29 protein-coding genes are annotated in these 26,558 nt (G+C 60.0%); 12 read left to right on the top strand and 17 right to left on the bottom strand.

Annotated elements, in window-relative coordinates:
* The first annotated feature begins 55 nt into the window (after nucleotides 1-55).
* From aroA to WA367_RS07380, 5 genes are all read left to right on the top strand, one after another.
* Complete coding sequence (gene aroA, locus WA367_RS07400; RefSeq protein WP_336056156.1) at nucleotides 56-1,408, top strand: 3-phosphoshikimate 1-carboxyvinyltransferase; 1,353 nt, start codon at nucleotides 56-58, stop codon at nucleotides 1,406-1,408.
* Nucleotides 1,405-2,109: an SDR family oxidoreductase gene (locus WA367_RS07395; protein WP_336056155.1), complete on the top strand. Its 705-nt coding sequence runs from the start codon at nucleotides 1,405-1,407 to the stop codon at nucleotides 2,107-2,109. Before aroA ends, WA367_RS07395 begins: the two co-directional genes overlap by 4 nt.
* A gap of 2 nt (nucleotides 2,110-2,111) precedes the next feature.
* Nucleotides 2,112-2,768, top strand: coding sequence for a (d)CMP kinase (gene cmk, locus WA367_RS07390; RefSeq protein WP_336056154.1), 657 nt, complete (start codon nucleotides 2,112-2,114; stop codon nucleotides 2,766-2,768).
* Nucleotides 2,769-2,908: 140 nt separating this feature from the next.
* A complete protein-coding gene (rpsA, locus tag WA367_RS07385) occupies nucleotides 2,909-4,615 on the top strand; it encodes a 30S ribosomal protein S1 (RefSeq protein ID WP_336056153.1) in 1,707 nt (568 codons plus the stop codon).
* Between the two features lie 123 nt (nucleotides 4,616-4,738).
* The gene (locus WA367_RS07380) at nucleotides 4,739-5,101 is read left to right on the top strand and encodes a VOC family protein (protein WP_336056180.1); all 363 of its coding nucleotides are present in this window, start codon (nucleotides 4,739-4,741) and stop codon (nucleotides 5,099-5,101) included.
* Nucleotides 5,102-5,145: 44 nt separating this feature from the next.
* Here the strand turns inward: WA367_RS07380 and WA367_RS07375 are convergent, their stop codons facing one another.
* The 6 genes from WA367_RS07375 to WA367_RS07350 form a co-directional block, all read right to left on the bottom strand.
* A complete protein-coding gene (locus WA367_RS07375) occupies nucleotides 5,146-6,846 on the bottom strand; it encodes an ATP-dependent nuclease (protein WP_336056152.1) in 1,701 nt (566 codons plus the stop codon).
* 120 nt (nucleotides 6,847-6,966) lie between these two features.
* Nucleotides 6,967-7,128: a PIN domain-containing protein gene (locus WA367_RS07370; RefSeq protein ID WP_336056151.1), complete on the bottom strand. Its 162-nt coding sequence runs from the start codon at nucleotides 7,126-7,128 to the stop codon at nucleotides 6,967-6,969.
* On the bottom strand, nucleotides 7,128-7,370 hold the full coding sequence (locus tag WA367_RS07365; protein WP_336056150.1) for a type II toxin-antitoxin system VapB family antitoxin: 243 nt from the start codon (nucleotides 7,368-7,370) through the stop codon (nucleotides 7,128-7,130). The genes WA367_RS07370 and WA367_RS07365 overlap by 1 nt, the downstream gene beginning before the upstream one ends.
* 58 nt (nucleotides 7,371-7,428) lie before the next feature.
* Nucleotides 7,429-7,632: a SlyX family protein gene (locus WA367_RS07360; RefSeq protein WP_336056149.1), complete on the bottom strand. Its 204-nt coding sequence runs from the start codon at nucleotides 7,630-7,632 to the stop codon at nucleotides 7,429-7,431.
* Nucleotides 7,629-8,069, bottom strand: coding sequence for an acyl-CoA thioesterase (locus WA367_RS07355; protein ID WP_336056148.1), 441 nt, complete (start codon nucleotides 8,067-8,069; stop codon nucleotides 7,629-7,631). Before WA367_RS07355 ends, WA367_RS07360 begins: the two co-directional genes overlap by 4 nt.
* Before the next feature lies 1 nt (nucleotide 8,070).
* On the bottom strand, nucleotides 8,071-9,243 hold the full coding sequence (locus WA367_RS07350) for an iron-containing alcohol dehydrogenase (RefSeq protein ID WP_336056179.1): 1,173 nt from the start codon (nucleotides 9,241-9,243) through the stop codon (nucleotides 8,071-8,073).
* A 115-nt stretch (nucleotides 9,244-9,358) separates the two neighbouring features.
* Here WA367_RS07350 and WA367_RS07345 point away from each other — a divergent pair, with 115 nt between their 5' ends.
* From WA367_RS07345 to deoA, 6 genes are read left to right on the top strand one after another with little or no spacing between them, the layout of a single operon-like run.
* Nucleotides 9,359-10,891 carry an ABC transporter ATP-binding protein gene (locus tag WA367_RS07345; RefSeq protein ID WP_336056147.1) on the top strand — a complete coding sequence of 511 codons (1,533 nt, stop codon included), beginning with the start codon at nucleotides 9,359-9,361 and terminating at the stop codon, nucleotides 10,889-10,891.
* Nucleotides 10,888-12,027, top strand: a complete 1,140-nt coding sequence (locus tag WA367_RS07340; RefSeq protein WP_336056146.1) for an ABC transporter permease — start codon at nucleotides 10,888-10,890, stop codon at nucleotides 12,025-12,027. The genes WA367_RS07345 and WA367_RS07340 overlap by 4 nt, the downstream gene beginning before the upstream one ends.
* A gap of 1 nt (nucleotide 12,028) precedes the next feature.
* Nucleotides 12,029-13,000, top strand: a complete 972-nt coding sequence (locus WA367_RS07335; RefSeq protein ID WP_336056145.1) for an ABC transporter permease — start codon at nucleotides 12,029-12,031, stop codon at nucleotides 12,998-13,000.
* Between the two features lie 3 nt (nucleotides 13,001-13,003).
* Entirely contained in the window at nucleotides 13,004-13,396 is a 393-nt protein-coding gene (locus WA367_RS07330; protein ID WP_336056144.1) for a cytidine deaminase, read from the top strand.
* On the top strand, nucleotides 13,393-14,202 hold the full coding sequence (locus tag WA367_RS07325) for a purine-nucleoside phosphorylase (RefSeq protein WP_336056143.1): 810 nt from the start codon (nucleotides 13,393-13,395) through the stop codon (nucleotides 14,200-14,202). The genes WA367_RS07330 and WA367_RS07325 overlap by 4 nt, the downstream gene beginning before the upstream one ends.
* The gene (gene deoA, locus WA367_RS07320) at nucleotides 14,195-15,514 is read left to right on the top strand and encodes a thymidine phosphorylase (RefSeq protein WP_336056142.1); all 1,320 of its coding nucleotides are present in this window, start codon (nucleotides 14,195-14,197) and stop codon (nucleotides 15,512-15,514) included. The genes WA367_RS07325 and deoA overlap by 8 nt, the downstream gene beginning before the upstream one ends.
* Here deoA and WA367_RS07315 read toward each other — a convergent pair whose 3' ends face one another.
* From WA367_RS07315 to phnC, 10 genes are all read right to left on the bottom strand, one after another.
* A complete protein-coding gene (locus WA367_RS07315) occupies nucleotides 15,515-16,084 on the bottom strand; it encodes a TIGR02281 family clan AA aspartic protease (protein WP_336056141.1) in 570 nt (189 codons plus the stop codon). It lies immediately after the preceding gene.
* Nucleotides 16,085-16,182: 98 nt separating this feature from the next.
* Nucleotides 16,183-16,812, bottom strand: coding sequence for a uracil phosphoribosyltransferase (upp, locus tag WA367_RS07310; protein WP_336056178.1), 630 nt, complete (start codon nucleotides 16,810-16,812; stop codon nucleotides 16,183-16,185).
* Nucleotides 16,813-16,909: 97 nt separating this feature from the next.
* The gene (locus WA367_RS07305; protein ID WP_336056140.1) at nucleotides 16,910-17,896 is read right to left on the bottom strand and encodes an adenosine deaminase; all 987 of its coding nucleotides are present in this window, start codon (nucleotides 17,894-17,896) and stop codon (nucleotides 16,910-16,912) included.
* 79 nt (nucleotides 17,897-17,975) lie between these two features.
* Entirely contained in the window at nucleotides 17,976-18,605 is a 630-nt protein-coding gene (gene phnN / locus WA367_RS07300) for a phosphonate metabolism protein/1,5-bisphosphokinase (PRPP-forming) PhnN (RefSeq protein WP_336056139.1), read from the bottom strand.
* A gap of 11 nt (nucleotides 18,606-18,616) precedes the next feature.
* Nucleotides 18,617-19,759, bottom strand: a complete 1,143-nt coding sequence (locus WA367_RS07295; protein WP_336056138.1) for an alpha-D-ribose 1-methylphosphonate 5-triphosphate diphosphatase — start codon at nucleotides 19,757-19,759, stop codon at nucleotides 18,617-18,619.
* 9 nt (nucleotides 19,760-19,768) lie between these two features.
* Complete coding sequence (locus WA367_RS07290; RefSeq protein WP_336056137.1) at nucleotides 19,769-20,476, bottom strand: DUF1045 domain-containing protein; 708 nt, start codon at nucleotides 20,474-20,476, stop codon at nucleotides 19,769-19,771.
* A 125-nt stretch (nucleotides 20,477-20,601) separates the two neighbouring features.
* Nucleotides 20,602-22,146, bottom strand: a complete 1,545-nt coding sequence (gene phnE / locus WA367_RS07285) for a phosphonate ABC transporter, permease protein PhnE (RefSeq protein WP_336056136.1) — start codon at nucleotides 22,144-22,146, stop codon at nucleotides 20,602-20,604.
* Between the two features lie 2 nt (nucleotides 22,147-22,148).
* A complete protein-coding gene (gene phnE / locus WA367_RS07280) occupies nucleotides 22,149-23,117 on the bottom strand; it encodes a phosphonate ABC transporter, permease protein PhnE (protein WP_336056135.1) in 969 nt (322 codons plus the stop codon).
* Between the two features lie 78 nt (nucleotides 23,118-23,195).
* A complete protein-coding gene (gene phnD / locus WA367_RS07275; protein WP_336056134.1) occupies nucleotides 23,196-24,104 on the bottom strand; it encodes a phosphonate ABC transporter substrate-binding protein in 909 nt (302 codons plus the stop codon).
* A gap of 80 nt (nucleotides 24,105-24,184) precedes the next feature.
* Nucleotides 24,185-25,018 (bottom strand): phosphonate ABC transporter ATP-binding protein, encoded by an 834-nt coding sequence (phnC, locus tag WA367_RS07270; RefSeq protein WP_336056133.1) that lies wholly within the window; start codon nucleotides 25,016-25,018, stop codon nucleotides 24,185-24,187.
* A 247-nt stretch (nucleotides 25,019-25,265) separates the two neighbouring features.
* On the opposite strand from phnC, the gene rpe reads away from it, so the two are divergent.
* Nucleotides 25,266-25,928 carry a ribulose-phosphate 3-epimerase gene (rpe, locus tag WA367_RS07265; protein WP_336056132.1) on the top strand — a complete coding sequence of 221 codons (663 nt, stop codon included), beginning with the start codon at nucleotides 25,266-25,268 and terminating at the stop codon, nucleotides 25,926-25,928.
* Here rpe and WA367_RS07260 read toward each other — a convergent pair whose 3' ends face one another.
* A complete protein-coding gene (locus WA367_RS07260) occupies nucleotides 25,929-26,558 on the bottom strand; it encodes a LysE family translocator (RefSeq protein ID WP_336056131.1) in 630 nt (209 codons plus the stop codon). It abuts the gene before it with no gap.

The following is a 26,558-nucleotide window of genomic DNA, read 5'->3' as shown; positions in this document are numbered from 1 at the left end:
AAGTCGCATGCTAAGTGAGCGCCAGCTCAATCACGTTTAGAGTGGTACCGAATTCATGCATTCCAGCACGCCCTCCCCCGCCCTTTCCAGACGATCCGAAGCGCTCAAGGGAAGCGTGCGCGTGCCCGGCGACAAGTCGATCTCGCATCGCGCCTTCATGTTTGGCGGGCTTGCCGCAGGCGAGACGCGCATTACCGGCCTTCTGGAAGGCGAGGATGTGTTGCGCACTGGCGACGCCATGAAGGCCATGGGCGCGAGAATTGCGCGCGAGGGCAATGAATGGGTTGTGCAGGGCACCGGTAATGGCTGCCTGTTGCAGCCGGAAGCGCCGCTTGACTTCGGCAATGCAGGCACCGGCGCTCGCCTGACCATGGGCCTTGTCGGCACCTATGACATGGAAACCCGCTTCATTGGCGATGCCTCGCTTTCGCGACGCCCCATGGGGCGCGTGCTCAACCCGTTGCGCGAAATGGGCGTGCAGGTGGTTGCAGCGGAAGAAGGCGACCGCCTGCCGATCACGCTGCGCGGACCGCAACGCGCCGCGCCGATTTCCTACCGCGTGCCCATGCCTTCCGCGCAAGTTAAGTCGGCCGTTCTGATCGCCGCACTCAACACGCCAGGTATTACCACGGTGGTCGAGCCGGTGATGACGCGCGACCATACGGAAAAGATGCTGGCGGGCTTCGGCGCCTCGCTGGAAGTTGAGACCGATGGGGAAGGTGTGCGCCATATCCGCATCGAGGGCGAGCCGAAACTTACCGGGCAGGTGATAGACGTGCCGGGCGACCCATCGTCCGCAGGCTTCCCGCTTGTGGCCGCACTCATCGTGCCGGGCTCTGATGTGGTGATCGAGAACGCGCTGATGAACCCGACGCGCACCGGCCTCATCCTGACATTGCAGGAGATGGGTGCATCCATCGAGATCATGAATGCGCGCAAGGCGGGCGGCGAGGATGTTGCCGATCTGCGCGTGCGCGCGTCCGAACTGAAGGGCGTGACCGTTCCCGCCGATCGGGCGCCCAGCATGATCGACGAATATCCGGTTCTGGCCATGGCTGCGGCGCTTGCCGAAGGCGAGACGGTGATGGAAGGCCTTGAAGAGCTGCGCGTGAAGGAGTCGGACCGTCTGTCGGCTGTTGCCGACGGCCTCAAGGCCAATGGGGTGGATTGCACCGAGGGCGAGAGCACGCTTGCCGTTCGCGGTGTGCCCAGCGGCAAGGGGCTTGGTGGCGGCACGGTTGCCACGCATCTCGACCACCGCATTGCGATGAGCTTCCTTGTTCTGGGTCTTGCCGCCGAAAAGCCGGTGACGATCGACGACAGCGCGATGATCGCCACGAGCTTCCCCGAATTCATGGATCTGATGACGGGGCTTGGTGCGCGGATTGAAAAGGAGGCCGGAGAATGAGCACGAACAAGGTTGCAGCAGTCATTGGTGGTGGAAGCGGCATGGGCGCGGCGGCCGCGCGCAAGCTTGCCGAAAGCGGCTATAAGGTCGCCGTCATGTCGTCGTCGGGCAAGGGCGAGGCGCTGGGCCAGGAACTCGGCGGGTTCGGCTTCACCGGCTCCAATCGTGACCCGGAAGCGCTGAAGGCCTTTATTGACGGCACGATGGAGCGCTTTGGCCGCATCGACGCGCTGGTGAATGGTGCCGGCCACGGGCCGAAGGGGCCGGTGCTCGAGATTTCAGACGAGGAATGGCACGAGGGCATGGAAGTCTATCTCCTCAATGTCATCCGCGCCACGCGGCTCGTCACGCCGATCATGCAGGCGCAGAAGGCGGGCTCGATCGTCAATATCTCTACCTATGCGCTGTTCGAGCCGGAAGAGATGTTCCCGACATCGGGCGTCTTCCGCGCGGGGCTTGCCGGCTTCACCAAGCTTTTCTGCGACAGATATGCAGGCGACAATCTGCGCATGAACAATGTGCTGCCGGGCTTCATCGACTCTCTTCCGGAAAAGGAAGAGCGCCGCTCGCGCATTCCCATGGGTCGTTACGGCACGGCGGAAGAGGTGGCCGAGCTGATCCTGTTTCTGGCCTCGGAGAAATCCTCCTACATCACGGGGCAGAATATCCGCATTGATGGCGGCATCACGAGGTCTGTCTGAGGATGGCAGGAGCAGAAAAGCCACTCGCCATTGCCATTGACGGGCCTGCGGCTTCCGGCAAGGGCACGCTTTCGCGAAGGCTTGCGGCGGAGTTCGGCCTGCGGCATCTCGATACGGGGCTGACCTATCGCGGCGTTGCAAAGGCGCTCATCGACCGGGGCCTGCCGCTTGATGACGAGGATATTGCAGAGAAGGCTGCGCTTGAGCTTGATCTGGGCAGACTTGATCGCACCGTGCTTGCCGAGCACGGGATTGGCGATGCGGCGTCGAAGGTTGCCGTCATGCCGCGGGTGCGCCGGGCGCTGGTGGAAAAGCAGCAGCAGTTTGCCGCAGCCATGCCAGGCGCTGTTCTGGATGGGCGCGACATCGGCACCGTGGTGTGTCCCGACGCACCTGTGAAGCTTTATGTGACGGCGAGTGCCGAAGTGCGCGCCGAACGCCGCTACAGGGAAATCCTCTCCAACGGCGGAGAGGCGACCTATGAGCAGGTTCTGGAGGATGTGAAGCGGCGTGATGCGCGTGACATGGGCCGCGCCGACAGCCCCTTGCGGCCCGCACGCGACGCACACTTGCTAGATACGAGTGAAATGGATATAGAAACGGCGTTTCTTGAAGCACGCGCATTCGTTGAGAAGGCGCTGGCTGACGGAAACGACTGAAAACCGGCCTGCCCTTATCCTTCGCGCCGGAATTGCCGCCCTTGATGGGCGGCCAGAGCAACAGCTCGGATGACCGGCAGGCCCCAACGCAACGCAAACCACCGGCGCAGCCCCGCAAATGGGGCATATCAGGAGCTTCAATGTCAGAATTCAATCCGTCCCGCGACGATTTCGCGAGCCTGCTCGAAGAGTCGTTCTCCGCGAACGAGGCTGTCGAGGGTACCGTCGTCAAGGGCACCGTTACGGCCATCGAAAAGGACATGGCCATCATCGACGTGGGTCTCAAGGTCGAAGGCCGCGTGCCGCTGAAGGAATTCGGCGCCAAGGCGAAAGACGGCGAGATGAAGGTCGGCGACCAGGTCGAGGTCTATGTCGAGCGCATCGAGAACGCACTTGGCGAAGCCATGCTGTCGCGCGAGAAGGCTCGCCGCGAAGAGAGCTGGGTCAAGCTGGAAGTCAAGTTCAACAATGGCGAGCGCGTCGAAGGCGTCATCTTCAACCAGGTCAAGGGTGGCTTCACCGTCGATCTGGATGGTGCCGTGGCCTTCCTGCCGCGCAGCCAGGTGGACATCCGTCCGATCCGCGACGTTTCCCCGCTGATGCACACGCCGCAGCCGTTCGAAATCCTCAAGATGGACAAGCGCCGCGGCAATATCGTCGTTTCGCGCCGTACCGTTCTTGAAGAGAGCCGTGCAGAGCAGCGCTCCGAGATCGTCCAGAACCTCGAAGAGGGTCAGGTGGTCGAGGGTGTCGTCAAGAACATCACCGATTACGGTGCGTTCGTTGACCTCGGCGGCATTGACGGCCTGCTGCATGTCACCGACATGGCATGGCGCCGCGTGAACCACCCGACGGAGATCCTGAATATCGGCCAGACGGTCAAGGTTCAGATCATCCGCATCAACCAGGAAACGCACCGCATCTCGCTGGGCATGAAGCAGCTCGAGGCCGACCCGTGGGAAGGCATTGGCGGCAAGTACCCGCTTGGCAAGAAGGTTGCCGGCCGCGTGACCAACATCACCGACTACGGCGCATTCGTCGAGCTGGAGCCGGGCATCGAAGGCCTGATCCACGTTTCGGAAATGTCCTGGACGAAGAAGAACGTTCACCCCGGCAAGATCCTGTCCACGACGCAGGAAGTCGAAGTGGTCGTTCTGGAAGTCGATCCGGTCAAGCGCCGCATCTCGCTCGGTCTCAAGCAGACGCTGGAGAATCCGTGGGAGGCATTCGCCCGCAACCATCCGTCCGGCTCCGTCGTCGAAGGCGAAGTCAAGAACAAGACCGAGTTTGGTCTGTTCATCGGCCTGGAAGGCGATGTCGACGGCATGGTGCACCTCTCCGACCTCGACTGGACGCGTCCGGGCGAGCAGGTCATCGAGGAGTACAATCGCGGCGACATGGTGAAGGCGCAGGTTCTCGACGTCGATGTCGAGAAAGAGCGCATTTCGCTGGGCATCAAGCAGCTTGGTCCTGACGCGGTTGGCGATGCGGTTGCATCGGGCGACCTGCGCAAGGGTGCTGTCGTGACCTGTGAAGTGACCGAAGTGAAGGAAGGCGGCCTCGAAGTCCGTCTTGTCGATCACGAAGTCGAAAGCTTCATCAAGCGCTCCGACCTGTCGCGTGACCGTGCAGAGCAGCGCCCAGAGCGCTTCTCCGTCGGCCAGCGTGTGGACGCTCGCGTCACCATGTTCGACAAGAAGACGCGCAAGCTCAACGTCTCCATCAAGGCGCTCGAGATTGCGGAAGAGAAGGAAGCCGTTGCACAGTTCGGTTCCACCGACGCCGGCGCATCGCTCGGCGACATTCTTGGTGCAGCGCTCAAGAAGCAGGGCAGCGACGACGAGTAATCGTCAAGCTACCAATACTTTTGCAATCAGCCCCTGCGGGAGTAATCTCGCAGGGGTTTTTTCATGGCCGATTTTTCAAACGCCCGTTTCGGGCACGCATTTCAAGACCGAAGGACATAGATGATGAAACAGAAAGCCAATGGCATTGGCGGCATCTTCTTCCGCGCCCGCGACCCGCAGAAGCTTAGGGAATGGTATCGCGAGCATCTGGGCGTGGGCGGCGAGTGCGAGGGCGTGTGGCAGCAGGAAAGCGGCTACACCGTCTTCGCCCCCTTCCCCGCCGACACCGACTATTTCGGCCGCGACACCCAGCAATTCATGCTCAATTTCCGCGTCAACGACCTCGACGCCATGATCGCCCAGCTCAAAGCCGCCGGCATTGAGGTTGAAACGCGGGCAGAATGGGACTCAGAAGTCGGCCGCTTTGCACGGGTCGTGGACCCGGAGGGCAACCCGGTGGAGCTTTGGGAGCCTGCGGTGGGGTGAGGGTGAATTAACGCGAAGCGCTCCCCAGACGCGTCAGGAGCTACTTATGCTGCCACCTCTTCTTTTGTGCAGTCGTGCGGCATTGGCGCGTGAGCTCCAGAATGTACTAAGGTCGTAAAGTCCCGAAGAGATTTCAACTTCTCACTATCCAGCGAGACCGTAGAGAGAAGTTCATGGACGAACTGCGGGCCGTGTTTCCCCATTTCTGGATAGAAGCTCTCTATCTCTCCGACTGGGACCACATATATGCCGATTTCACGGAGACCACGCAGGAGCTTTTCGAAATTTTTACGCGCTTCCCCACGCGGGATACCGTTTTCGCCCAATTTCTTGACCATATTCCACGCGCTGGTCTGCTTCATCATTTCAGTGATCTTGCTGCGCGGAAGTCGACCATCATCCCAATTATCTAAAAGCTCTACCAATTCTCGCGCAATTTCCTTCGGCGTCTTCGGTCGCACGCCACTTCTCACTGCTGCATCAACTTGTTTCCAAAGGGCTTTATGGTCATTCCACTCCCCCCCAAAGGCGCCTACCGTTTCCTTAACCAGATCCTCGTCCGAAAGAAAATCTATATCAAAAACTGCCTTGATCGGCACGCCAATCTTCCTCAAAACCGCAGCGACTTTCCTCACACCATGTTTCCCACCCACTGGGATATAAGCAGTATCTTGCCATGCTTCGCCGTTGGTCGGTGCGACGGAATCCGCAACAGCATTGAACAGGCGACAGTCACTGTCATCCTCGCAGAGGATAGCTTGCTCGTGGAATATGCTCTCCAATGCATTAGAGTATTTAAGCTCTGGCCGAGACCAAAGCTCTTTTATGACGTCTGGGCCTGCTTCCGATACGAAGTTCATGGCGCCCTCTCGCCTTATGCGCAGCACGCGCACATTGCCTTTTGTGCCTTCTAGAAAACCGCGCATAATGTCGCTGGAGTGAGTGGCGACAACAAGCTGTCCATCCATTTCTGAAGCGAGGATTTCGCCGAGCCGCCTCATCTGGGGTGGATGCAGGAATGCTTCAGGTTCATCGAGCAATGTTATATCACGGTGAACAGCTATCGTTTCAAATAGGATACCGGCAAAGCTCTTCATCCCATCGCCCTGCTGGTCTAGCAGCGGATTAGAGCGTACAGCTGCCACGTATTCTTCACCTACCCTGTCAGAATATTCGTGTGAGGGCTTATTCCCAACATGAATCGGCATGACACTTCCCCCGCGGTAATCGAACATCAAGTCGTGGGAGAACGCTCGTTTGAACAGGGTGCTTATTCGCTCCATTAGCGGAGTGTCTTGGAATAGAACATGCTGCGGTCGCGACATTTGGTCATGAGGACCAATGCTGCTCTGCTGATCGCATATGCTTAGTCTAGTTTTCGCATCAATTCTTTTGAGAAAACCACCTAATATTTCCCCCCTAAGATAATTTTTATCCCAATTTTTCACTGAATTCTCATGTATTACCCAATCTCTATAGTTATAATAACTATTTTTATACGCTGCACTTTCATCTAAAAATTCCTTTAAATCTTCAGAATTTCCCTTTTTAATAATCTTTATATCCTTAACAACAATCGATCTTGATCCATCTCCCTCTCTTGCCACTTGTTCAATTTCGCGTAGCGTTCGGGATTTACCACTGTTATTCGGCCCTACTAAGATAATCTTGTCACCCTCATTCACTAAGAGGGTTTGTCCGCTGGAAAATGTGACGCTACCGAGCGCAGCACTGATCTTCGACATCCGCTTCCCGCCTGATAAGATTTTCTCGTAAGACACACCAACTACAGGTAGATTACGCTCTACACCTCTAAAATTAGAAGACCTGCAGGGCGGGAAATTCACAGGTCATTTAAAACGCGTTCATAGTTTCGGCGCATGGGCGAGCGAGAGGCTGGCTTCCATGCGCACGACGGGTGAGATGACGAAGGGACCATCTTCGCGCTCCAGCCGCGCCATCAGAACTTCGGCATCACCTTCGCCAGCAAGAATGGCAACCACCACCGATGCGTCGATGAAGAGCATCAGTCAACGTCATCCCAAAGCTCATCCGTCTCCTGCGCATGATCGCCTGGCGCGAAGGGACCCGCCTCCTGTGCCATCGCCAGGGATTTTGCCAGTCGCTCGCGCATGGGCAGGCGGCGTTTTTGCTGGCTGATTTCGTGTTTCAGCGCGCGCTTTACCGCTTCGGACTTGGTGGTCTTGGTCAGTCCAACCAGTCCTTCGGCAAGTTTGTCGACTTCCGGGTCGTTGATGTAGAGGGGCATCGGGATATCCTCATTTCCTCACAATATATCCCAAAGCGGACACTAGCCCCAATCCCCCTCACCAATGCGGCGGTTTGGTCACGGGCACATCCGGCGCCACCTGTTCTTCCAGCGTCAGAAAGCGCTCGGTCAGGCGGTCGAGTTTCTTTTGCAGGGCGTCGATGCTCTTCCATTGCTCGGTGAGCTGGGTGGAAAGTTCCTCGATGGTCTTTTCCTGCTCGGCGGCGAGCATTTCGAGTTGTTCGATACGGTCGGTGGTCATTTCTGCAGGCTTTCGAGTGCTGCGCGCAGGGCCGGGTTGAGCTGTGCGGCCTTGCGGGTTTTTCGGTTCACATAGACATGGACGAAGAAGCCTTCGGCGGAGGCTTTCACTTCCTCGTTGCGGAAGAGCGCGATTTCGTAGCGCACCGAGCTCTTGCCCAGATGCGCAACGCGCAGGCCAGCGGTGATGATGTCGGGAAAGGCCATTTCCGCGAAATAGCGGCAGCCGGTCTCCACCACCAGACCGATCTCGGTGCTGTTGTTGATGTCGAGCAGGTTGTTCTCGATCAGCCAGCCATTTACCGCCGTGTCGAAGAGGGAATAGTGGACCACATTGTTCATGTGGCCATAGGCGTCATTGTCCATCCAGCGCGTGGGGATGGTGCGAAAGGCGCTGTAGTCCGCGCGGGTGGACGGCTCGGGGCGGCTTTCGCTCATCTCACCATGCCGCGCGATAGATGGCGGCTGCATCTTCCTCGCGCACGTCGCGCGGATTGTTGACGAGCAGGCGCTGCTGTTTCATCGCTTCGCTGGCAAGCTTCGGCAGATGCTCCTCGCCGATGCCGACCTCGCGCAGGCGGGTTGGCATTTCCAGCCGTCTGGAGAGGGCCGCAAGCTCCTCGATAAAGGCGGAGCAGAGCGCCTGTGCGCCCTCGCCTTCATCCAGATGCGGGAAGGCATCGCGGGCGATTTCGGCATAAAGATGCGCGGCATCGGGCGCGTTGAAGCGCAATACGTGAGGCAGCACCAGCGCGTTCGACAGGCCGTGGGGCACGTGGAATGTGCCGCCTATCGGATAGGCCAGCGCATGGACGGCAGCGACCGGCGAATTGGCGAAGGCCTGTCCGGCCAGCATTGAGCCGAGCAGCATCGCGCCGCGTGCTTCCTCATTGCCGCCGTCAAACACGGCCGTCTCGATATTGGCGCCCAGAAGCTGAAGGGCCTGGCGGGCGAGCATTTTCGACAGCGGATTGTTGTTGGCGGATTTCGAGGCATAGGCCTCAATGGCGTGCACCATGGCATCCACGCCCGTGGCGGCGGTGATTGCCGGCGGCAGGCCAAGGGTGAGGCGCGCATCCAGAATTGCGATATCCGGCAGGATCACGGGGCTTGAGACGCCGCGCTTTTCCTCCGCACCCACGGTGATGATGGAGACCGGCGTCACTTCCGAGCCGGTGCCGGCGGTGGTGGGCACCAGAACCAGCGGCAGACGCGGACCCTTGGCCTGCCCTACACCCCATGCCTCGTCGAGGTCTTCATTCGAGCCCAGAAGCAGGCTTGCAAGCTTTGCCACATCGAGCGATGAACCGCCGCCGAAGCCGACAACGCCGGTGGCTTGCGCCCTTCGCCCGGCTTCCACCGCGCGCTCCAATGTTTCACGGGAGGGATCGGCCTCCACCTCGTCGAAAAGGGTGACTTTTGCGCCCGCTTCTTCGAGCGATTTGATGGCGGGATCGGCGAGACCCAGCTTTCGCAGGCCCGGATCCGTGACCAGAAGGACACGTCTGCCCAGGCGTGAAACACTTATCGCGCCAAGACGGGTTGCCGCGCCCGCCTCGAAGACGATAGAGGGCGTGGTATTGAAGACGAAGGGTGAGGACGAAATCTTCATGGTCAGGGAAATTGACAATTCCCTGAACCTTTGTCGAGTGTAGTATGCAATCAAAGGCGGCCCACACCGGGTATCCTTAAAGCAAACAAACGACAATATACGGGGAAGAGCCCGCATGGCGGAAGCCGCAATCGAGCTCAAGGGCATATCGAAAAGTTTTGGTGCCGTGCGCGCCAACCGCGACATCGACCTGAAGGTCGAGGCGGGGACAATCCACGGGATCATCGGCGAGAACGGCGCTGGCAAGTCGACGCTGATGTCGATCCTCTACGGCTTCTACCAGGCCGATAGCGGGCGCATCTTCATCGGCGGGCGCGAGGTGAAGATCACCTCCTCCTCCGACGCGATCCAAAAAGGCATCGGGATGGTGCATCAGCACTTCATGCTGGTGCACAATTTCACGGTTCTGGAAAACGTGGTCCTGGGTGCCGAAGACGCGCCGTTACTCAACCGCTCCATCGCCAATGCGCGCTCGGAGCTTGAACGGCTGGAGCGCGATTACGGGCTGGAAGTCGATCCCGACGCCATTGTCGAGGAACTGCCGGTCGGCCTTCAGCAGCGCGTGGAGATCCTGAAAGCGCTTTATCGCGGCGCAGACATTCTCATTCTCGACGAGCCGACTGGCGTGCTGACGCCTGCGGAGGCCGATCACCTTTTCCGCATCCTTCGCCAGCTCAAGGACGAGGGCAAAACCGTCATCCTCATCACGCACAAGCTGCGCGAGATCATGGCCGTCACCGACAATGTCTCCGTCATGCGCCAAGGCCAGATGGTCGCCACGCGCAAGACGGAAGAAACCAGCGTCGAGGAACTGGCCGAACTCATGGTCGGCCGCCGCGTGCTTCTGCAGGTGGAAAAGGGCGAGGCAAAGCCCGGCGAGGTTCTGCTTTCGGTCAAGAACCTGACGGTGAAGGATTCGCGCGGCGTGACCATGGTGGAGAATGTCTCCTTCGATGTGCGCGCAGGTGAAATTGTGGGCATTGCAGGTGTGGCCGGCAACGGACAGACGGAACTTCTCGACACGATCACGGGCATCCGCAAGGCGGAGAACGGCACGGTGACGCTTGACGGCGCGCCGGTGGACCTTACGGGCGAAGCCGACCCTGCCGATCTGCGCCGGCGCGGCATGGCCCATGTGCCCGAAGACCGCCATCATGTCGGCCTCGTACTGGCCTTTGAAGAGAACGAAAACGCCATGCTCGGCTATCACGGGCAGGAGAAATACCGCAAAGGCATGCTGCTCGACATCAAGGCCATGCGCGAGGACGCGGTCGAGAAGATCAAGAAATACGACATCCGCCCACCCGATCCGCGCCTGAAGACAGCCAATTTCTCCGGTGGCAACCAGCAGAAGATCGTGCTGGCCCGCGAGATTGAGCAGGACCCGAAGGTGCTGATCGTCGGCCAGCCGACGCGCGGCGTGGATGTCGGCGCCATCGAATTCATCCACAAACGCCTGATCGAGATGCGCGATGCGGGCAAGGCCGTAGTTCTCGTCTCCGTCGAACTCGACGAGATCCGCTCGCTCTCCGACCGTATCCTCGTCATGTTCGCCGGCCGCGTGGTCGGCGAACGCGGCCCGGAAGCCACCGAAGGCGAACTCGGCCTGCTGATGGCCGGCGTTGAAGAAAAGGAAGCGGCGGAATGAGTGCGCCTTATGCGAAATTGCCCGCATGGGCTGATTACGGGCTGATCCCGCTCATCAATCTTCTGGTTGCCTTCTTCGTGGCAGGACTTGTGGTTCTGCTGGTGGGCGAGAACCCGCTTCGTGCGGCCATGATCCTGATCGACGGCGCATTGGGGCGGGGGCAGAACATTGCCTATACGCTCTATTACGCGACGAGCTTCATCTTTACCGGACTTGCGGTAGCGGTGGCGTTCCACTGCAGCCTGTTCAATATCGGCGGCGAGGGACAGGCCTATGTGGGTGGGCTTGGCGTGGCGCTTGTCGCGCTTGCCTTCGACAATATCCTGCCCTGGTGGCTGACCTTCCCGCTGGCGATTGCGGGAGCTGCCGCCTTCGGTGCGGCATGGGCCTTCATTCCCGCCTATTTCCAGGCCAAGCGCGGCTCGCATATCGTCATCACGACGATCATGTTCAACTTCATCGCCGCCAGCCTGATGGTCTATCTGCTGGTGAATGTGTTGAAGCCGGCCGGCCTGCAGGCGCCGCAGACGCGCACCTTTGCCGAAGGGGCACATCTGCCGAAGCTGAACTTCATGCTGGAATGGTTCGGCTTCACGATCCGTTCGGCTCCGTTCAACCTGTCCTTCCTGCTGGCGCTGCTTTCTGCCTTCGGTGTCTGGGTTCTCATCTGGCGCACAAAGCTTGGCTACGAGATCCGCATGCGTGGCCACAGCCCGAAGGCTGCGCGCTATGCCGGTGTGAGCGAGACGCGCATCATCATCATCACCATGCTGATTTCCGGCGCTCTTGCCGGCATGATGGCGCTCAATCCGGTTCTGGGTGATCAGCACCGGCTGCAGATCGACTTCGTAACGGGTGCGGGTTTTGTGGGTATTGCCGTGGCGCTGATGGGACGCTCGCATCCGGCAGGCATCGTGCCGGCAGCAATCCTGTTTGGCATGCTCTATCAGGGCGGTGCGGAACTTGCCTTCGAGATGCCCGGTATCTCGCGCGACATGATCGTCATCATCCAGGGTCTCGTCATCCTGTTTGCCGGGGCGCTGGAGCACATGTTCCGCCCCTCGGTGCAGGCGCTGTTTGCAGGGTTCAACGCGGCAGACCGCGATAGAAGCGACGCGCGAGGGGAGCGTGCCTGACATGGAATTCTTCGACACGCTGATTGCGGTTCTCGACTCCACCGTTCGCCTTTCCGTGCCGCTGCTGCTGGCCGCACTCGCGGGGCTTTATTCGGAACGTTCGGGCGTTTTCGATATCGGCCTTGAAGGCAAGATGCTGGCCGGCGCCTTTGCCGCCGGTGCTGCCGCTGCCGTCACCGCAAGCGCATGGATCGGTCTCCTTGCCGCAGTGGTGGTCTCGGTGTTCTTTGCGCTGGTGCATGGTTTTGCCTCCATTACGCATCGCGGCAACCAGATCGTTTCGGGCGTTGCCATCAACTTCATCGCGGCCGGCTCGACGATCATTCTGGGACAGGCCTGGTTCAGCCAAGGCGGGCGCACGCCGCTTCTGGGCGCGGAAGGTCGCTTCAACGCCATTCACCTGCCCTTCGCGGATGCAGTCCGTGACGTGCCGATCATCGGTCCGATCTATGCAGAGCTGATCTCCGGTCATTCGCTTCTCGTCTATGTTGCCTTCCTGCTGGTGCCCTTCACATGGTGGGTGATGTTCCGCACGCGCTTTGGCCTTCGCCTGCGCGCGGTCGGTGAAAATCCGGCTGCCGTGGATACGGCGGGTATCTCGGTTGCATGGCTGCGTTATCGCGCGGTGATGTGTACGGGCATCCTCACCGGCCTTGCAGGCACCTATCTGGCGCTGGCGCAAAATGCGGGCTTCGTAAAGGACATGACGGCAGGGCGCGGCTTCATCGCGCTGGCTGCCCTCATCTTTGCCAAGTGGAAGCCGGTACCGGTGATGTTTGCCTGCCTTCTGTTCGGTTTCCTCGATGCATTTGCGATCCGCATCCAGGGAACCCCGCTGCCGCTGATCGGGCGCGTTCCGGTTCAGTTCATGCAGGCACTGCCTTACATCCTGACCGTGATCCTGCTTGCGGGCTTCATCGGCAAGGCTGTGCCTCCGCGTGCGGGTGGCACGCCTTATGTGAAGGAGCGCTAGCCCATGGCGGAAGATCTGTTCGAGGCCGCGAAATCGGCCATGGCCAAGGCTTATGCGCCCTATTCGCGTTTTCCGGTCGGTGCAGCGCTTCGCACCGAAGATGGTCAGGTGCATTCCGGCTGCAATATCGAGAATGCATCCTATCCGGAAGGCTGGTGTGCCGAGACGACCGCGCTGGGGCACCTCATCATGGGTGGCGGCGGCAAGGTCGCGGAAGTGGCCGTGGTCGCAGAGAAGATGGAACGCATCATGCCCTGTGGCGGATGCCGCCAACGGCTTTCAGAATTCGTGACGGAGGATGCGGTCTTGCATCTTTGCACCACCGAAGGCGTGGTTGAGAGCGTGCCTTTCTCGTCCATTTTTCCACGTGGCTTTGATCTGGAGCAGAACCGGTGAAGGAAGCGGTTGATATTCTGACCGAGCGGCTGGCCGGCCTGATGCCGCGGGTGGCCATTGTGCTTGGTTCGGGCCTGGGCGGTCTTGTCGAGGAGGTCGAGAACGCGGTCCACATACCTTACGAGGAGCTTCCCGGCTTTCCGCACAGCGGCGTATCGGGCCATGCAGGCAAGATCGTTGCCGGCACGTTCCAGGGTGTTCCGGTGGTGATGCTTGCAGGTCGCGCGCATTACTACGAGCACGGCGATGCGGCAGCGATGCGTCCTGCCCTCGAGGTGCTGTGGGGCATTGGGGTGACCAGCCTTCTGCTTTCCAATGCGGCAGGTTCACTGCATACGGAAATGCCGCCCGGATCGGTGATGTTGATCGACGATCACATCAACTATTCGGGCATGAACCCGCTGATCGGCGAGCAGAGCGACCGACGCTTTACCGGAATGAGCGAAGCCTATGACCGCGATATGCGCGAGGCGTTGGCGAAGGCAGCGGAAACGGCCGATGTCACCCTTCATCGCGGCGTCTATATGTGGTTTTCGGGCCCGTCCTTCGAGACGCCGGCGGAAATCCGCATGGCGCGGACGCTTGGTGCCGACGCTGTCGGCATGTCCACCGTTCCCGAAGTCATTCTCGCGCGCTTCATCGGACTGAAGGTCGCCGCCTGCTCGGTCATCACCAATCTGGGGGCGGGCATGGCTGCAGGCGAGATGTCTCATCAGGAGACGAAGGACATGGCGCCACTTGGCGGCCAGCGCCTCGCACAGGTGCTGCGCGCCTATTTCGCCTCCGGCATGCACCGCGATGACTAGCCTCCTGCCGCAGGAGATCATCCGCCTCAAGCGTGATGGCAAGGCGCTCGGCCCGGATGAAATCGGCGCCTTCGTGCAGGGCCTGAGCGATGATGGCTGGAGCGAGGGCCAGGTTGCCGCTCTGGCCATGGCGATCTTTCTCAACGGCATGACGCGCGAGGAATCGGTTGCGCTGACGCTCGCCATGCGTGACAGCGGCGACGTGCTGGACTGGCAGGGCTTTGATCGCCCCGTTACCGACAAGCATTCGACAGGCGGTGTGGGCGACAATGTCTCCCTGATGCTCGCGCCCATCATTGCAGCCTGTGGCGGTCTCGTGCCGATGATTTCCGGCAGAGGCCTGGGGCATACGGGCGGTACGCTCGACAAAATGGATTCCATCCCCGGTTATCAGAGTCAGCCCGGGCTTGACCTCTTCCGCAAAACGGTACGCGAAGCAGGCTGTGCAATCATCGGGCAGACCTCCGACCTTGCGCCTGCCGACAAGCGCTTCTACGCGGTACGCGACGTGACCGGCACGGTGGAATCGGTACCCCTTATCACCGCCTCCATACTCTCCAAGAAGCTCTCCGCAGGGCTGCAGAGCCTGGTGCTTGATGTGAAATGCGGCAATGGCGCTTTCATGAGCAGTCATGAAAAAGCGCACGAGCTGGCGCTATGTCTCGTGCAGGTGGCCAATGGCGCGGGCCTCAAGACGACGGCATTACTCACCGACATGAACGAGCCGCTGGCCGACGCGGCAGGCAATGCGGTGGAGGTTCAGGTTGCGGCAGACTTTTTGACCGGCGCGCGGCGCACCGACCGCTTGGAGCGCGTGACGCTGGCGCTTTGCGCAGAGATGCTGTTTTCCAGCGGGCTTGCCTCTTCTCCCCATGATGGCGAAGCCATGGCGCGGAATGCTCTGAATGACGGGAGGGCGGCTGAGCAATTCGACAGAATGGTGGCCGCACTGGGTGGGCCAAGCAACTTTCTTGATCGGGCCGAACATCATCTGCCGAAAGCTCCGGTTGTGATTGATATCCCGGCTCCGGAGAATGGACATGTGTCAGCCATCGACTCGCGTGCCGTGGGCGTTGCCGTGATCGGCCTTGGCGGAGGGCGCAGGCGCGCAGAGGATAAGATCGATCACCGCGTGGGTATCGACCGCATCAGACCTGTTGGCACGGCAGTCAACAAGGGGGATCCGCTTGCGCGCATCCACGCTGCCAATCACGAAGACGCACAGGCGGCGCTTTCTGCCGTACTTAGAGCCATCCGGATTGGCGAAAGTACCGGGCGGAATGATCCAGTGCTTGAGCGAATAGACGGATAGTCACTGCTCCAGAATGAGCGAACCTTGTTCAATCTGGAAACGCTTCAATTCGCTCAGAAAGCTCATCCCCACAAGCGTGTGGTCAAGTGCGCGGTCATCCAGAACGAGCACCTCGACGTCGGGAATGTAGATTTTCCCGATTGCCATGCCGTCCAGCTTTGCAACGGCCGCGCGCGTCATGCCGTTCGCCGTGTTCACCCGTGCGTTGAAGTCGGATTCCTGAAGCCTGATGCCGACCTTGCGGGCGGTGCTGGTATTGATTGCAACCATGGTGGCGCCGGTATCGACCATGCCGGAAATGCGCCGTCCGTTCAGCTTGAATTCCGCGAAGAAATGCCCCTTTGCATCCGCTGGAATCCGGACCTTCCGGCCAAGCAGATTTTCCTGCTCACGCTCCAGTTCCGCCCGGCTCAGTCGGACCGTCATGCGGCTTTCCTCGCCCGTGGCCGAGGTTTCGTAGAAATGGTTGATGAGCCTGGCAAAGAGCTCCGGGTTGTCGCGGTGCACCATCGGAAGCGCGACTGCGACCCCGACGAGCGAACTTACGAAGATGATTTTGCTCAAGCGCATTATTGCCCCCATTCTGGCGCGAGCCAGCATGGAGGCACAGTATCACCGATAGCTTAAACGCCGCGTGCTTGAAGCAGCTTTGGTTTCCAAGGCCTTAACTACTTGGTGCCGTAGAGACGGTCACCGGCATCGCCCAGGCCGGGGACGATATAGCCTTTTTCGTTCAGCTTCTCGTCTATGGAGGCGGTATAGACCGGAACGTCGGGATGAGCCTTCCGGAAGCGCTCGACGCCTTCCGGTGCGGCCAGGAGGCAGAGGAAGCGGAGGTTTGTCGCGCCGCGGTCCTTCAGCTTCTGCACGGCGGCAACGGCGGAATTGGCCGTGGCAAGCATCGGGTCGACCACGATGACCAGACGGTCTTCAAGATCGGATGGCGCCTTGAAGAAATATTCAACCGCTTCCAGCGTCTCGTGGTCACGGTAGAGACCGACATGGGCAACGCGGGCGGATGGGACAAGATCGAGCATGCCGTCTAGCAGACCATTGCCTGCACGCAGGACCGAGGCGAAGACCAGCTTCTTGCCCTCAAGCGTCGGCGCCTTCATTTCCTGAACAGGCGTCTCGATGACCCGCGTGGTCACTTCCAGATCACGGGTCACCTCATAGCAGAGCAGCAGCGAAATCTCGCGCAACAGGCGGCGGAAGCTGCCGGTGGAGGTTTCCTTGTCCCGCATGATGGTCAGCTTGTGCTGTACAAGCGGATGATCGACGACGTTCACGCCCTGCATGATTGGCTCCATGATCTCGCGCGCGGCCTGCACGCTTACCTGCATCTGAATACTCTTACCCTGTCGGAAACCAGATGCAGGGCCGGGGCGCAAGCATTTATGCCGCGGATGACCCGTTCAGACGCTCCAAGAGACGAGAGCGCGTTGCTTCATCCACAAAGGCTGCCTCGACGGAGGTGCGGGTGAGGTCGAGCAGTTCCCGGTCGTCAAAGCCGAAATGCTCTTTCGCCACTTCATATTCGTTGGCGAGTGAGGTGTGGAAATGCGGCGGGTCGTCTGAACTGACGGTTACGCGGCAACCTGCCTCCTTCAGTGCTGGAAGCGGGTGGTTCTCGATCTTGTCGTAGACTCCAAGGACGATATTGGAGACCGGACAGACCTCTAGCACGATACCTTCTTCTGCGATGCGCTGAACAAGCGCGTCATCCTCGATGGCGCGCACGCCGTGGCCGATGCGGGTCGGCGCAAAGGTATCCAGTGCGGATCGGACGCTTTCGGGGCCGCCGAATTCTCCAGCATGAACGGTCAGGCCCAGGCCCGCCTCGCGTGCGATGTCGAAGGCACGGGCGAAATCACTTGCAGTGCCCATGCGTTCGTCACCGGCCATGCCAAAGCCCGTGACCAGAGGGTGTCCGCAATTGGCGGCAAATAGGGCTGCCTTCTCAACCGCTTCTGGTCCGACATGGCGGACGCCTGTCACCACCATGCGCGACTCGATACCGGTTTCGGACCTGGCGCGGCGCATGCCTTCGGCCAGTGCCTCGGTGTAGGATTCGGGCGACAGCCCCACCCGCTCGGCATGGTCCGGCGAGGTGAAGAACTCCGCATATATCGCGCCTTCGCGCGCGATCTCACGCAGATAGTTTTCCGTCAGAAGGGCATAGTCTTCAGGCGTGCGGAAGAGCTCGGCAGCGCGATCATAGGCCTTGAGGAAGCTGGTGAAGTCATTCCAGTGATAGGCGTTATCGCGGATGAAGGACGAGACATCGACGCCGTATTTCTTCGCCTGAGCCATAACGAGTGCCGGCGACGCCGCGCCCTCAATGTGACAGTGCAATTCCGCTTTGGGTACCACTTTGACCATTCCATTCATTCATCTGATGCCGCTCATATGCGCAGCGGCGCACAATAGCGCAGATGAAGGCAGAAGGAAGGTGCTCGGTTCACACCGTGTCGCAAACATCACTCCAGGCGGCCGCCTTGCGCAGAACAGCCAGAAACTGTTCGCCCGCACGCTCAAGCGGACCGGAATTGTCGATTACGAGCGCCTGGGGCACCTGTAGCTCGGTTGCGTCTGCACGCTCCAGACGCTTCAGAAGCTCTTCTCGGCTTTCACGACCGCGCGCGGCCAGCCGGTCTGCGAGCACATTGCGGGGTGCCGTGATGATGACGGGTTGGAAATTGAGGTAGCGTTCGCTCAAGGTCGGGATGGCCGCCCGCGATACATTCGCCACGACCACCTGCCCTGCCCGCGCCACATCGTCGAGCTCAGTCGGCAAACCATAGCAGAGCCCATTGGCCCGCCATGATGCAGCAAATGAGCCTTCCGCTTCGGCCTTTTCGAATGCACCTTCGTCCAAACTGTCATGTATCTCGCTGCCCGCTTCCATCGGGCGGGTGATGACACGACGGGCAAAGACGATATCTGCAGCCAATGGGCCGAGCCGATCGCGCGCATATTGCATGACAGAGTCCTTGCCAGCCCCCGAGGGGCCGGCGACTGCGACGAAAACACCCTGTCGGATCGGGAAGGGCGTTTCGGCGCGGGCTCTTTCCATGCTGGCGGATATCATCTTTCTGCTCCTCAGGCCACGCGCTCGCCAGCGCGCCACACGGTGCGAATGACCGGCATGCCGTCATCAAGACGCACGCGCACTAGATCAGCGCGACGGCCAACTTCGATGGCACCGCGGTCGTTAAGGCCCACGGCGTCGGCTGGGTTCTTCGATACCTTGGCAATAGCTTCGGGCAAGCTGATACCGTTGACGACCTGCCCCAGTGAAAAGGCCGCCTGCATGAGGCTGAAGGGGATGTAATCCGACGACAGAATGTCGAGATTTCCTTCCTCGGCCAGCTCGCGTGCGGAGACATTGCCCGAATGGGAGCCGCCGCGAACAACGTTCGGAGCGCCCATCAGAACCGCCATTCCAGCCTGCTTGGAAGCCGATGCCGCATCGAGCGTGGTGGGGAATTCCGCTACACGCACACCATCCTGCGCGGCTTCGCTCACGTGGTCGGTGGTCGCGTCGTCGTGGCTGGCAAGAATGATGCCGCGCTGACCGCAGATCTCTGCGACCTTACGGCGGTTGGGGGCGGAGTTTCTTGCCGATTCCGCCATGCGCTTTTCGCAGAAGCGGCGGAAGGCATCATCATCCAGCCCCATCTTGGTCTTGTAGTACAGCGCGTAGGCATCAAGATTGGTAAACTGGCGTTGGCCCGGCGAATGGTCCATGAGCGAGGCAAGCTTCACGCGGTCATCATCGGCGAAAAGCGAAAAGCCGTCATAGCAATCGGGTGCGGAAACCTCGCAGCGCAGATGCAGGAAATGCTCCGCGCGCAGACGCCCGGCCTCCTGACTTTCCTCGATGGCGTCGCCCAGATCTCGTGTGTCCTGCGCAGTGATATCGCTGTCCTCATCAAGACCGACGCGCAATGCGTCAAATACGGTGGTGATACCGGACGCGGCGATCTGCGCATCATGCGCCATGACGGCTGCGACAGGGTTCCAGCGCACCTTGGGGCGTGGCGAATAATGGCGCTCGAGATGGTCGGTATGAAGCTCAACCAGGCCGGGCACGAGATAGTCGCCGTCGAGATCTTCGCCTGCGCTATTGGCAGTACCGGTTGAAATATCCGCGAGCTGGCCATCACGGATGAGCAGATTGCCCTGCACCACCTCGTTTGGCAGCACGATATTCGCGTTCTTGAATAGCAATTCCTTGGTCATTTCGATCTTTCAGGCAGTTTTACGCGCTCTGCCGCCTTGTAGCGGGTGGAGAGACTTGATCTTGAATGGGGCACCGGGCTCCGGCTCTATGAACAGGGCAAGTGTACCAATGGTGAGAGGTTCCAGCAAAAGCGGGCCGAAATGGTCGCTGATTGCCTGTTCCATACGTTCTGCTTCCGCCGCAGGCACCCGTCCGGTGAGCGTCATGTGGAAGCGGAATTCCTCGTGCACATAGGGGTAACCCCATTTGTGCAGGTTCTTCAGCTGAGCCGGCGAAAGATTGTCCGGGTTGCGGCGCTCGATCTCGGATGGCGAAAGCGGTGCGCGATAAGGTTCGAAGGCAGTAACGATATCGCTTGCGAGCGCGTTGAGTTCCGGTGACGGGTCGGCCGGCACCAGGGCGAAGAAACTGTTGAGACGCGCAAGCTTGATACGCTCCAGGTGAACCGGCTCCTGCTGCAGTGTATAGCGGTCAAGCGCGTCGCAGAGTTCCGCCTCCTTCAGCCCGTCCATCAGTCGGAAGGGGGCTTTCAGCGTCGCATGGAAACCGTAGCGGCGCGCGGCGGCTGTATGAAATGCAATTTCGGCCGCAGAAAAAGAACCGACGGCTACCGGCGGCAAAGCCTCACCCGTATGGGGGTCCCGGCCAAGCCAGCGCGCAGCGGTTTTTGCCAGCGGGTCGTCACGCTCGGGCGTGAAATAGATCGCATATCGCATTTCCAGTCTCCTCCAGTCCCTTGGCTGCACCGTCTCACCGCCTGCCATAGGTGATTTGCATGACAGAAGAACGAAGCGGACGGTAGCGGCAAGGCGCGCAGAGCGCTCTGCCAAGGATAGGGTTCCTAATTCAGCGCTGCACCCTCGGTTCCGATTAGCCGGCGGCGAAGCATGCTTGAAATATTGTCGAAGATGAACACGACCATCAGGATCAACAAGACCATATATGCCACATTTTCCCAATCCTGGTTCGTGCGCATGGCTTCCCACAGCTTCAGGCCGATGCCACCTGCACCCACAGCTCCGATGATGGTCGCCGAACGCGTGTTCGATTCCCAGAAATACAGTGCCTGGCTAAGGAAGACCGGCAGCACCTGTGGCAATACGCCGAAACGCTGAACCACGCTTGGCGATGCGCCGACAGAGCGAACGCCTTCACGCTGCTTCTCGTCGATATTCTCCAGCGCCTCGGAGTAGAGCTTACCGAATGTGCCGGTATCGGTGAAGAAAATGGCGGAAATGCCGGCCAGTGGTCCCGGCCCGAAGGCACGGGTGAAGAAGAGCGCCCAGATCAGCATGTCCACGCAGCGCAGGAAGTCAAAGAATCGCTTGAGGGCAAAGTTGGCAACCCGCCGCGGATGGATGTTGCGGGCAGCAAGAAATGACAGCGGGAATGCCACGATAACTGCAAGCACCGTGCCGACAAAGGCCATGACGATGGTCTGAAGCAGCTTGAGCCAGACATCGCCGTGCTGCCACTCCGCATTGTTGGCGAAATTGTCGAGGGCGAGCGCGGCGTTGCTGCGTTCGGGTTCGATACGCGGGCCGAAGGCAATCAGGGAGATCACCTCCCCGGCTGACTTACCCCAGAATGGTGAGCGCGTGTCGAAGAAGAAATTCTCCCATCCAAGAAAGCGGCGGCTGACCTTAACCTTGTTGTCGCGGATTTCCGCCCTGCCCTTCATGCCAAAGGACAGGAGTATCTTCGCGCCTTCCGAGCGCTGACTGGCCCAGTCGGGAAGAGGTTCGAGCGGCAGAACCCGCCCCTCTTCAATGCGAATGTTCAGGACTTCCTCGCCGCGCGTCACAACCACGCCGCCTGGCTGAATGTCGATGAAATGGTCTGCAGAGAGGTGGACGCGCGCTTCAACGACTGCCTCGATTTGCCGAGGTGCTTGCGGCGCAGATACGGCAGCGGCCTCCCCAGATGTTTGCGGCAGGTTGCCCAGGAAGCTGTTTTGGGAAGGGGCAGGGGCAGGCTCTGCCTGCAGATTTCCAAGGAAGCCGCTATTCGCGGTTTGCCCCGTTCCGGTCGCGGCTGAACCTGTGCCGCTGGCGACGCGCACCGTGTCCTTGCGCAGCTCCAGCCACTCCGGCTTGGGATCACTGCCGAGCGGTGAGAAACGGGGGAAGGAGACCGTGAGATGGTTTTCCTCAAAGTCGATGTCGGGCTTGATCTCGTAGGAATACCAGTCATTGAGATAGGTGCCGGCTATGCCCCAGTTTGCTCCGCCCAACACGCTGCCAATGGAGAAGAACCACCAGGCGAAGGCGAGATAAGCAATCGTACCGAGGCCGATCAGCCAACCGGTGCGCTGACGGCGGGCGCTGCTGGCGAATATTTCGGGATAGCACGCCAGGATCGCGTCATTTGCGGATTGTGAAGCCATAATCACGCTCCCTGCGCGAGAGTGAAGCTTTGTTCACGCACAAGGCGCTTGCGCAGCCATGCGGAGAACTGGTCAACCGCAACGATCGTTGTGAACAGCAAAAGGATGATCGCGAGCGTCTTGGCCTCATGGCCGCGGCCAATCGACAGGCGCAAGGTCTCGCCAATGCCACCGCCGCCGACCGCACCGATGATGGTGGAGGCGCGCACATTGATCTCGAGTCTCAGCAGCGTATAGCTCAGGAAATTGGGCAGAACCTGCGGCACGACGCCAAACCAGACCCGCTCCACCCAGTTGCCACCCGCCGCACGCAGGCCTTCTTCGGCTTTCAGATCCGCGTTTTCGACGACCTCGAAGAAGAGCTTGCCAAGCGCGCCGATGGTGTGGATCGCCACCGCTATGATGGCGGGAACCGCACCCAGCGAGAGAATGGCAAGGAAGAAGCCGGCGATCACGATTTCCGGGAAGGCGCGCAGCAGCTCCATGAAGCGGCGCACGAAGAAGCGCAGCCAGCGCCGCGTTGTCAGATTGGCCGCAGCCAGAAAGCAAAGGATAAAGCCGAAGACAAAACCGATCAGTGTGGAAACCACCGCGATATTGATCGTCTCGAGCATCTTGTAGAAATATTCCGGCAGATACAGGCTCTCGGTGAGATAGATGCGCCCGTCCGGATAATTGTATTTCAGGCTTCCATCGTCATAGGGCGACGGCAGGTCGAACATTGCCCGCCAGATCTCCATGCCATCACGTGGCACGAGCTGACCCACGAAATCGAAGAGATAGGGCAGGCGGTCAAAGAACTTGCCGGCATTGGATTCGTTGGCAAACCAGAGCGAGCCGAACATTGCCAGCGCAAGAAATGCGATGCCGCCAAAGGTGTAGAGGCGGCGGCGGCCAGCCAGTTCACGCCAATGACGTTCAACGGTTGCGCCGGCTTCTGTCAGAAGCGGTGTCTGTGTGGTCGCTGTCATGATGTCCGGTCTGCTCAAGACATGAGGCAGCCCCTCCCCCTCGATCGAGGAGAAGGGGCCGGTCTCGGATTGGTCCTATCAGGATCCGATCTGGGCGCGGCGCGCTTCGATGATCGGCGCGTAGAATTCCGGCGTTACTTCGGTGTAGCCAGTGTAATCGCCACCCTGGATCGCAGAGAAGCACTCGGCGTCGGTTTCGGGGAGCTGCATCATGAAGTCCTTGAAGGCCTGCTTCATGCCATCGTCGAGCGAGGTGCGAACAACAACCGGGCCATTCGGGATGAGCGGGGACTTCCAGATCTCGACGAGATCGTCCATGTCGAGAATGCCCTTCTCGACCATCTTGTGCAGATTGCCGGAGGTGTAGCCTTCGGAGAAATCACCCACGCCGGATGCCCAGGTGGTGCCTGCATCGAAGGTGCCCTTCACGACCTCGAGAACCAGGTTCTCATGACCGCCACCGAAGCCGGTCTCGGCGAAGAATTCGTCAACCGGAGCGCCAATTGCGGCTGGCAGAGTGACAGCCGGGACAAGGTAGCCGGAGGTGGAGTCCGGATCGGCAAAACCGAGCTTCTTGCCCTTGAGATCTTCCAGCGTCTTGATGCCGGAATCGGCACGGGCAACCATGACGGAGTGGTAGCCGGTGGAACCGTCGGTCTGGACCGTGGTCAGGATCGGCTCAACAGCGTTTTCATCTTCGAGATAGACCTTGGCATAGCCGGAGGCGCCGAGCTCGGCATAATCAAGGGTGCCACCGAGCAGGCCCTGAACAACGCCATCGTAATCGGAGGCGGGGAAGAACTGGACCTCTTCCACGCCGAGAGCTTCGGGAAGCTTGTCGGCGAGGCACTGGAAATTGCGCAGACGGTCGGCTTCGTTCTCGCCGCCGAGAATGCCGACGCGGAATGTCTTCAGGTCTTCAGCCTGGGCGGAACCCATTGCGAGTGCTGCGAGCGCAACGGCGCTCAGAAGTGCTTTCTTCAGCATGTCGTCTCTCCTGTTGCTGCCGGAAGACCCGGCGGTTTTTCGTAGATGATCCATGGCCCTTGACGGGGGCGAAGCGCTGCCTATCCGGCGAGAACGGGCTCCATCACCTGCGCTGCTGCAGGCCGCGGCGATGTCTTGATGGTGGTGGAGGTGATGTCTTCGCGAACTGACTCGCCTGTCGCATCGGCGCCGTAGATCTTGCGCACGGCATTGGCCGTCAGCGCGACAGGCGGGCCATCGAAGACGACTTCGCCCTTGGCCATGCCGATTATGCGCGAGCAGTAGTGGCGGGCGGTATCCAGCGTGTGAAGATTGGTGATGACCGTGATGCCTTCGCGCCGGTTGATGTCGGCAAGCGAGTCCATGACCACCTTGGCATTGAGCGGGTCGAGCGAGGCAATCGGCTCGTCTGCCAGGATCACCTTCGGCTCCTGCATCAAAGCGCGGGCGATCGCCACGCGCTGCTGCTGACCGCCGGATAGCGTGCCCGCCGGCTGGAGTGCGGTATGCGCAATGTCGAGCCGCTCCAGCGCCGCGATGGCCCTGATGCGCTCCTCGCGGGAATAGATGCCGAGCAGGTTCTTCACGGTCGAGCGGTGATTGAGCCGGCCGAGCAGCACATTGGTCAGAACATCAAGCCGCGGCACGAGGTTGAACTGCTGGAAAATCATCGCGCAATCGCGGTTCCAACGACGCAGCGTGGTGCCATTCAGGCCGGTGACCTCAAGGCCGTTATAGGCAATCGCACCTTCACTCGTTTCGACGAGGCGATTGATCATTCGCAGCAATGTCGATTTGCCTGCACCGGAGCGACCGATGACGCCAACCATTTCGCCTTCGGCAATCTGAAGGTTTACGGAATTGACGGCCACCGTTTTACCGAAGCGCCGCGTAACGCCCTTGATTTCCAACATGACCACTCCCCGGTCCCGAGCTCTTGCTCTTGTCGGAGTGGAGTCCTAGCGTTCCTGCATGAACCTCCAATGTCAGTCAGATGTCAGTTTTTTGACGCCCGGCTAACTGTCTGTTCCAGCTCGAATACAGGGCGTGGAAATCGGCATCCACACAGCTAATCGTTTTGAGAATGGGCGCCTTCTCGACAAGTCAACGCTGGGCGGGTAGGTCCAATGCCAAGTTCAACACCGGCTTGCGAGACAACTCATGACGCGCCCCCTCCAGATCGCACCATCCATTCTTTCAGCGGATTTCTCACGGCTCGGAGACGAGGTGGAAAGCGTGGTGCGCGCGGGCGCCGACTGGGTGCATCTGGATGTGATGGACGGGCATTTCGTGCCGAACATCACCTTTGGGCCGCCCATCATCAAGGCCCTGCGTGATCGCACGGACAAGGTGTTCGACTGCCATCTGATGATTGAGCCTGCAGACCCGTATCTGGAAGCCTTCGCGGATGCAGGTTGCGACATCATCACGGTTCATGCCGAGGCCGGCCCGCATCTCCACCGCTCGCTTCAGACCATTCGCAAGCTTGGCAAGAAGGCGGGCGTCTCGCTCAATCCCGGCACGCCTGAAAGCGTCATTGAATATGTGCTGGACGAGGTGGACCTCATCCTGTTCATGACGGTCAATCCCGGTTTTGGCGGTCAGGCCTTCATCCCCGCGGTTGTCGAGAAGATCCGCCGCGTGAAGGCGATGGTGGGCGATCGGGACATCGATATCGAGGTTGATGGTGGCGTGACACCGGAAACGGCGCCACTTGTCGTGGAAGCGGGTGCAAATGTGCTCGTGGCGGGCTCCGCAGTCTTCAAAGGCGGCAGCGAAGACGCCTATCGCCGTAACATCGAGGCGATCCGAAAGGCCGTCTGATCAGCGGCCGGTCGCCCAGCCAAACCATATTGCGACAGCAGCAAGCATCGCCGAAAGCACACGGCGTGCAACGAGTTCCCGGCGCGGATTGTTCAGGATCGGCTCAAGTGAGCCAGCAAGAATTACGATCGCAGCGTGAACGGCTGTCGCCACCCCTACATAGGCGCCCGTCAGGATGATCGTCTGCTGGCTGGCGGGCAGGCCGGGCACAACGAAGCTTGGCAGAACAGTCACATAGAATGCACCGGCCTTGGGATTGAGAAGGTTCGTGATGAAGCCGCGCATGAAATGCTGGCTATCCGGTTTGTCGCCGGATTTCACGATATCTGTTCCCATGCGCCAGCCATCCCATGCGAGATAGAGCAGGAACGCAATTCCGGCCCATCGAAGCCCCTCATACAACAAGGGTGAAGCCTGGATGAGCTGGGCCACCCCGAGGGCCGCGATAATGCCGATGACAGCCAAGCCCAACGCAACCCCGGCCACTGTCGCAGCCCCGGCGCGCCGACCTTCTGATGCCGAAACCAACGCCAGATAGGCCATGTTTGGTCCTGGCGTCAGCTCGATCAGTAATGAAGCCAGCAGGAATGGAAGAAGGCTTTGCAGCGGTATGGCTGAAAGCCATTCCAT

The sequence above is a fragment of the Nitratireductor sp. CH_MIT9313-5 genome (assembly GCF_037029545.1).
Taxonomy (GTDB): Bacteria; Pseudomonadota; Alphaproteobacteria; order Rhizobiales; family Rhizobiaceae; genus Chelativorans.
Note: the sequence above shows the minus strand (reverse complement) of the source record. Positions and strands in the feature narration are given on the sequence as shown.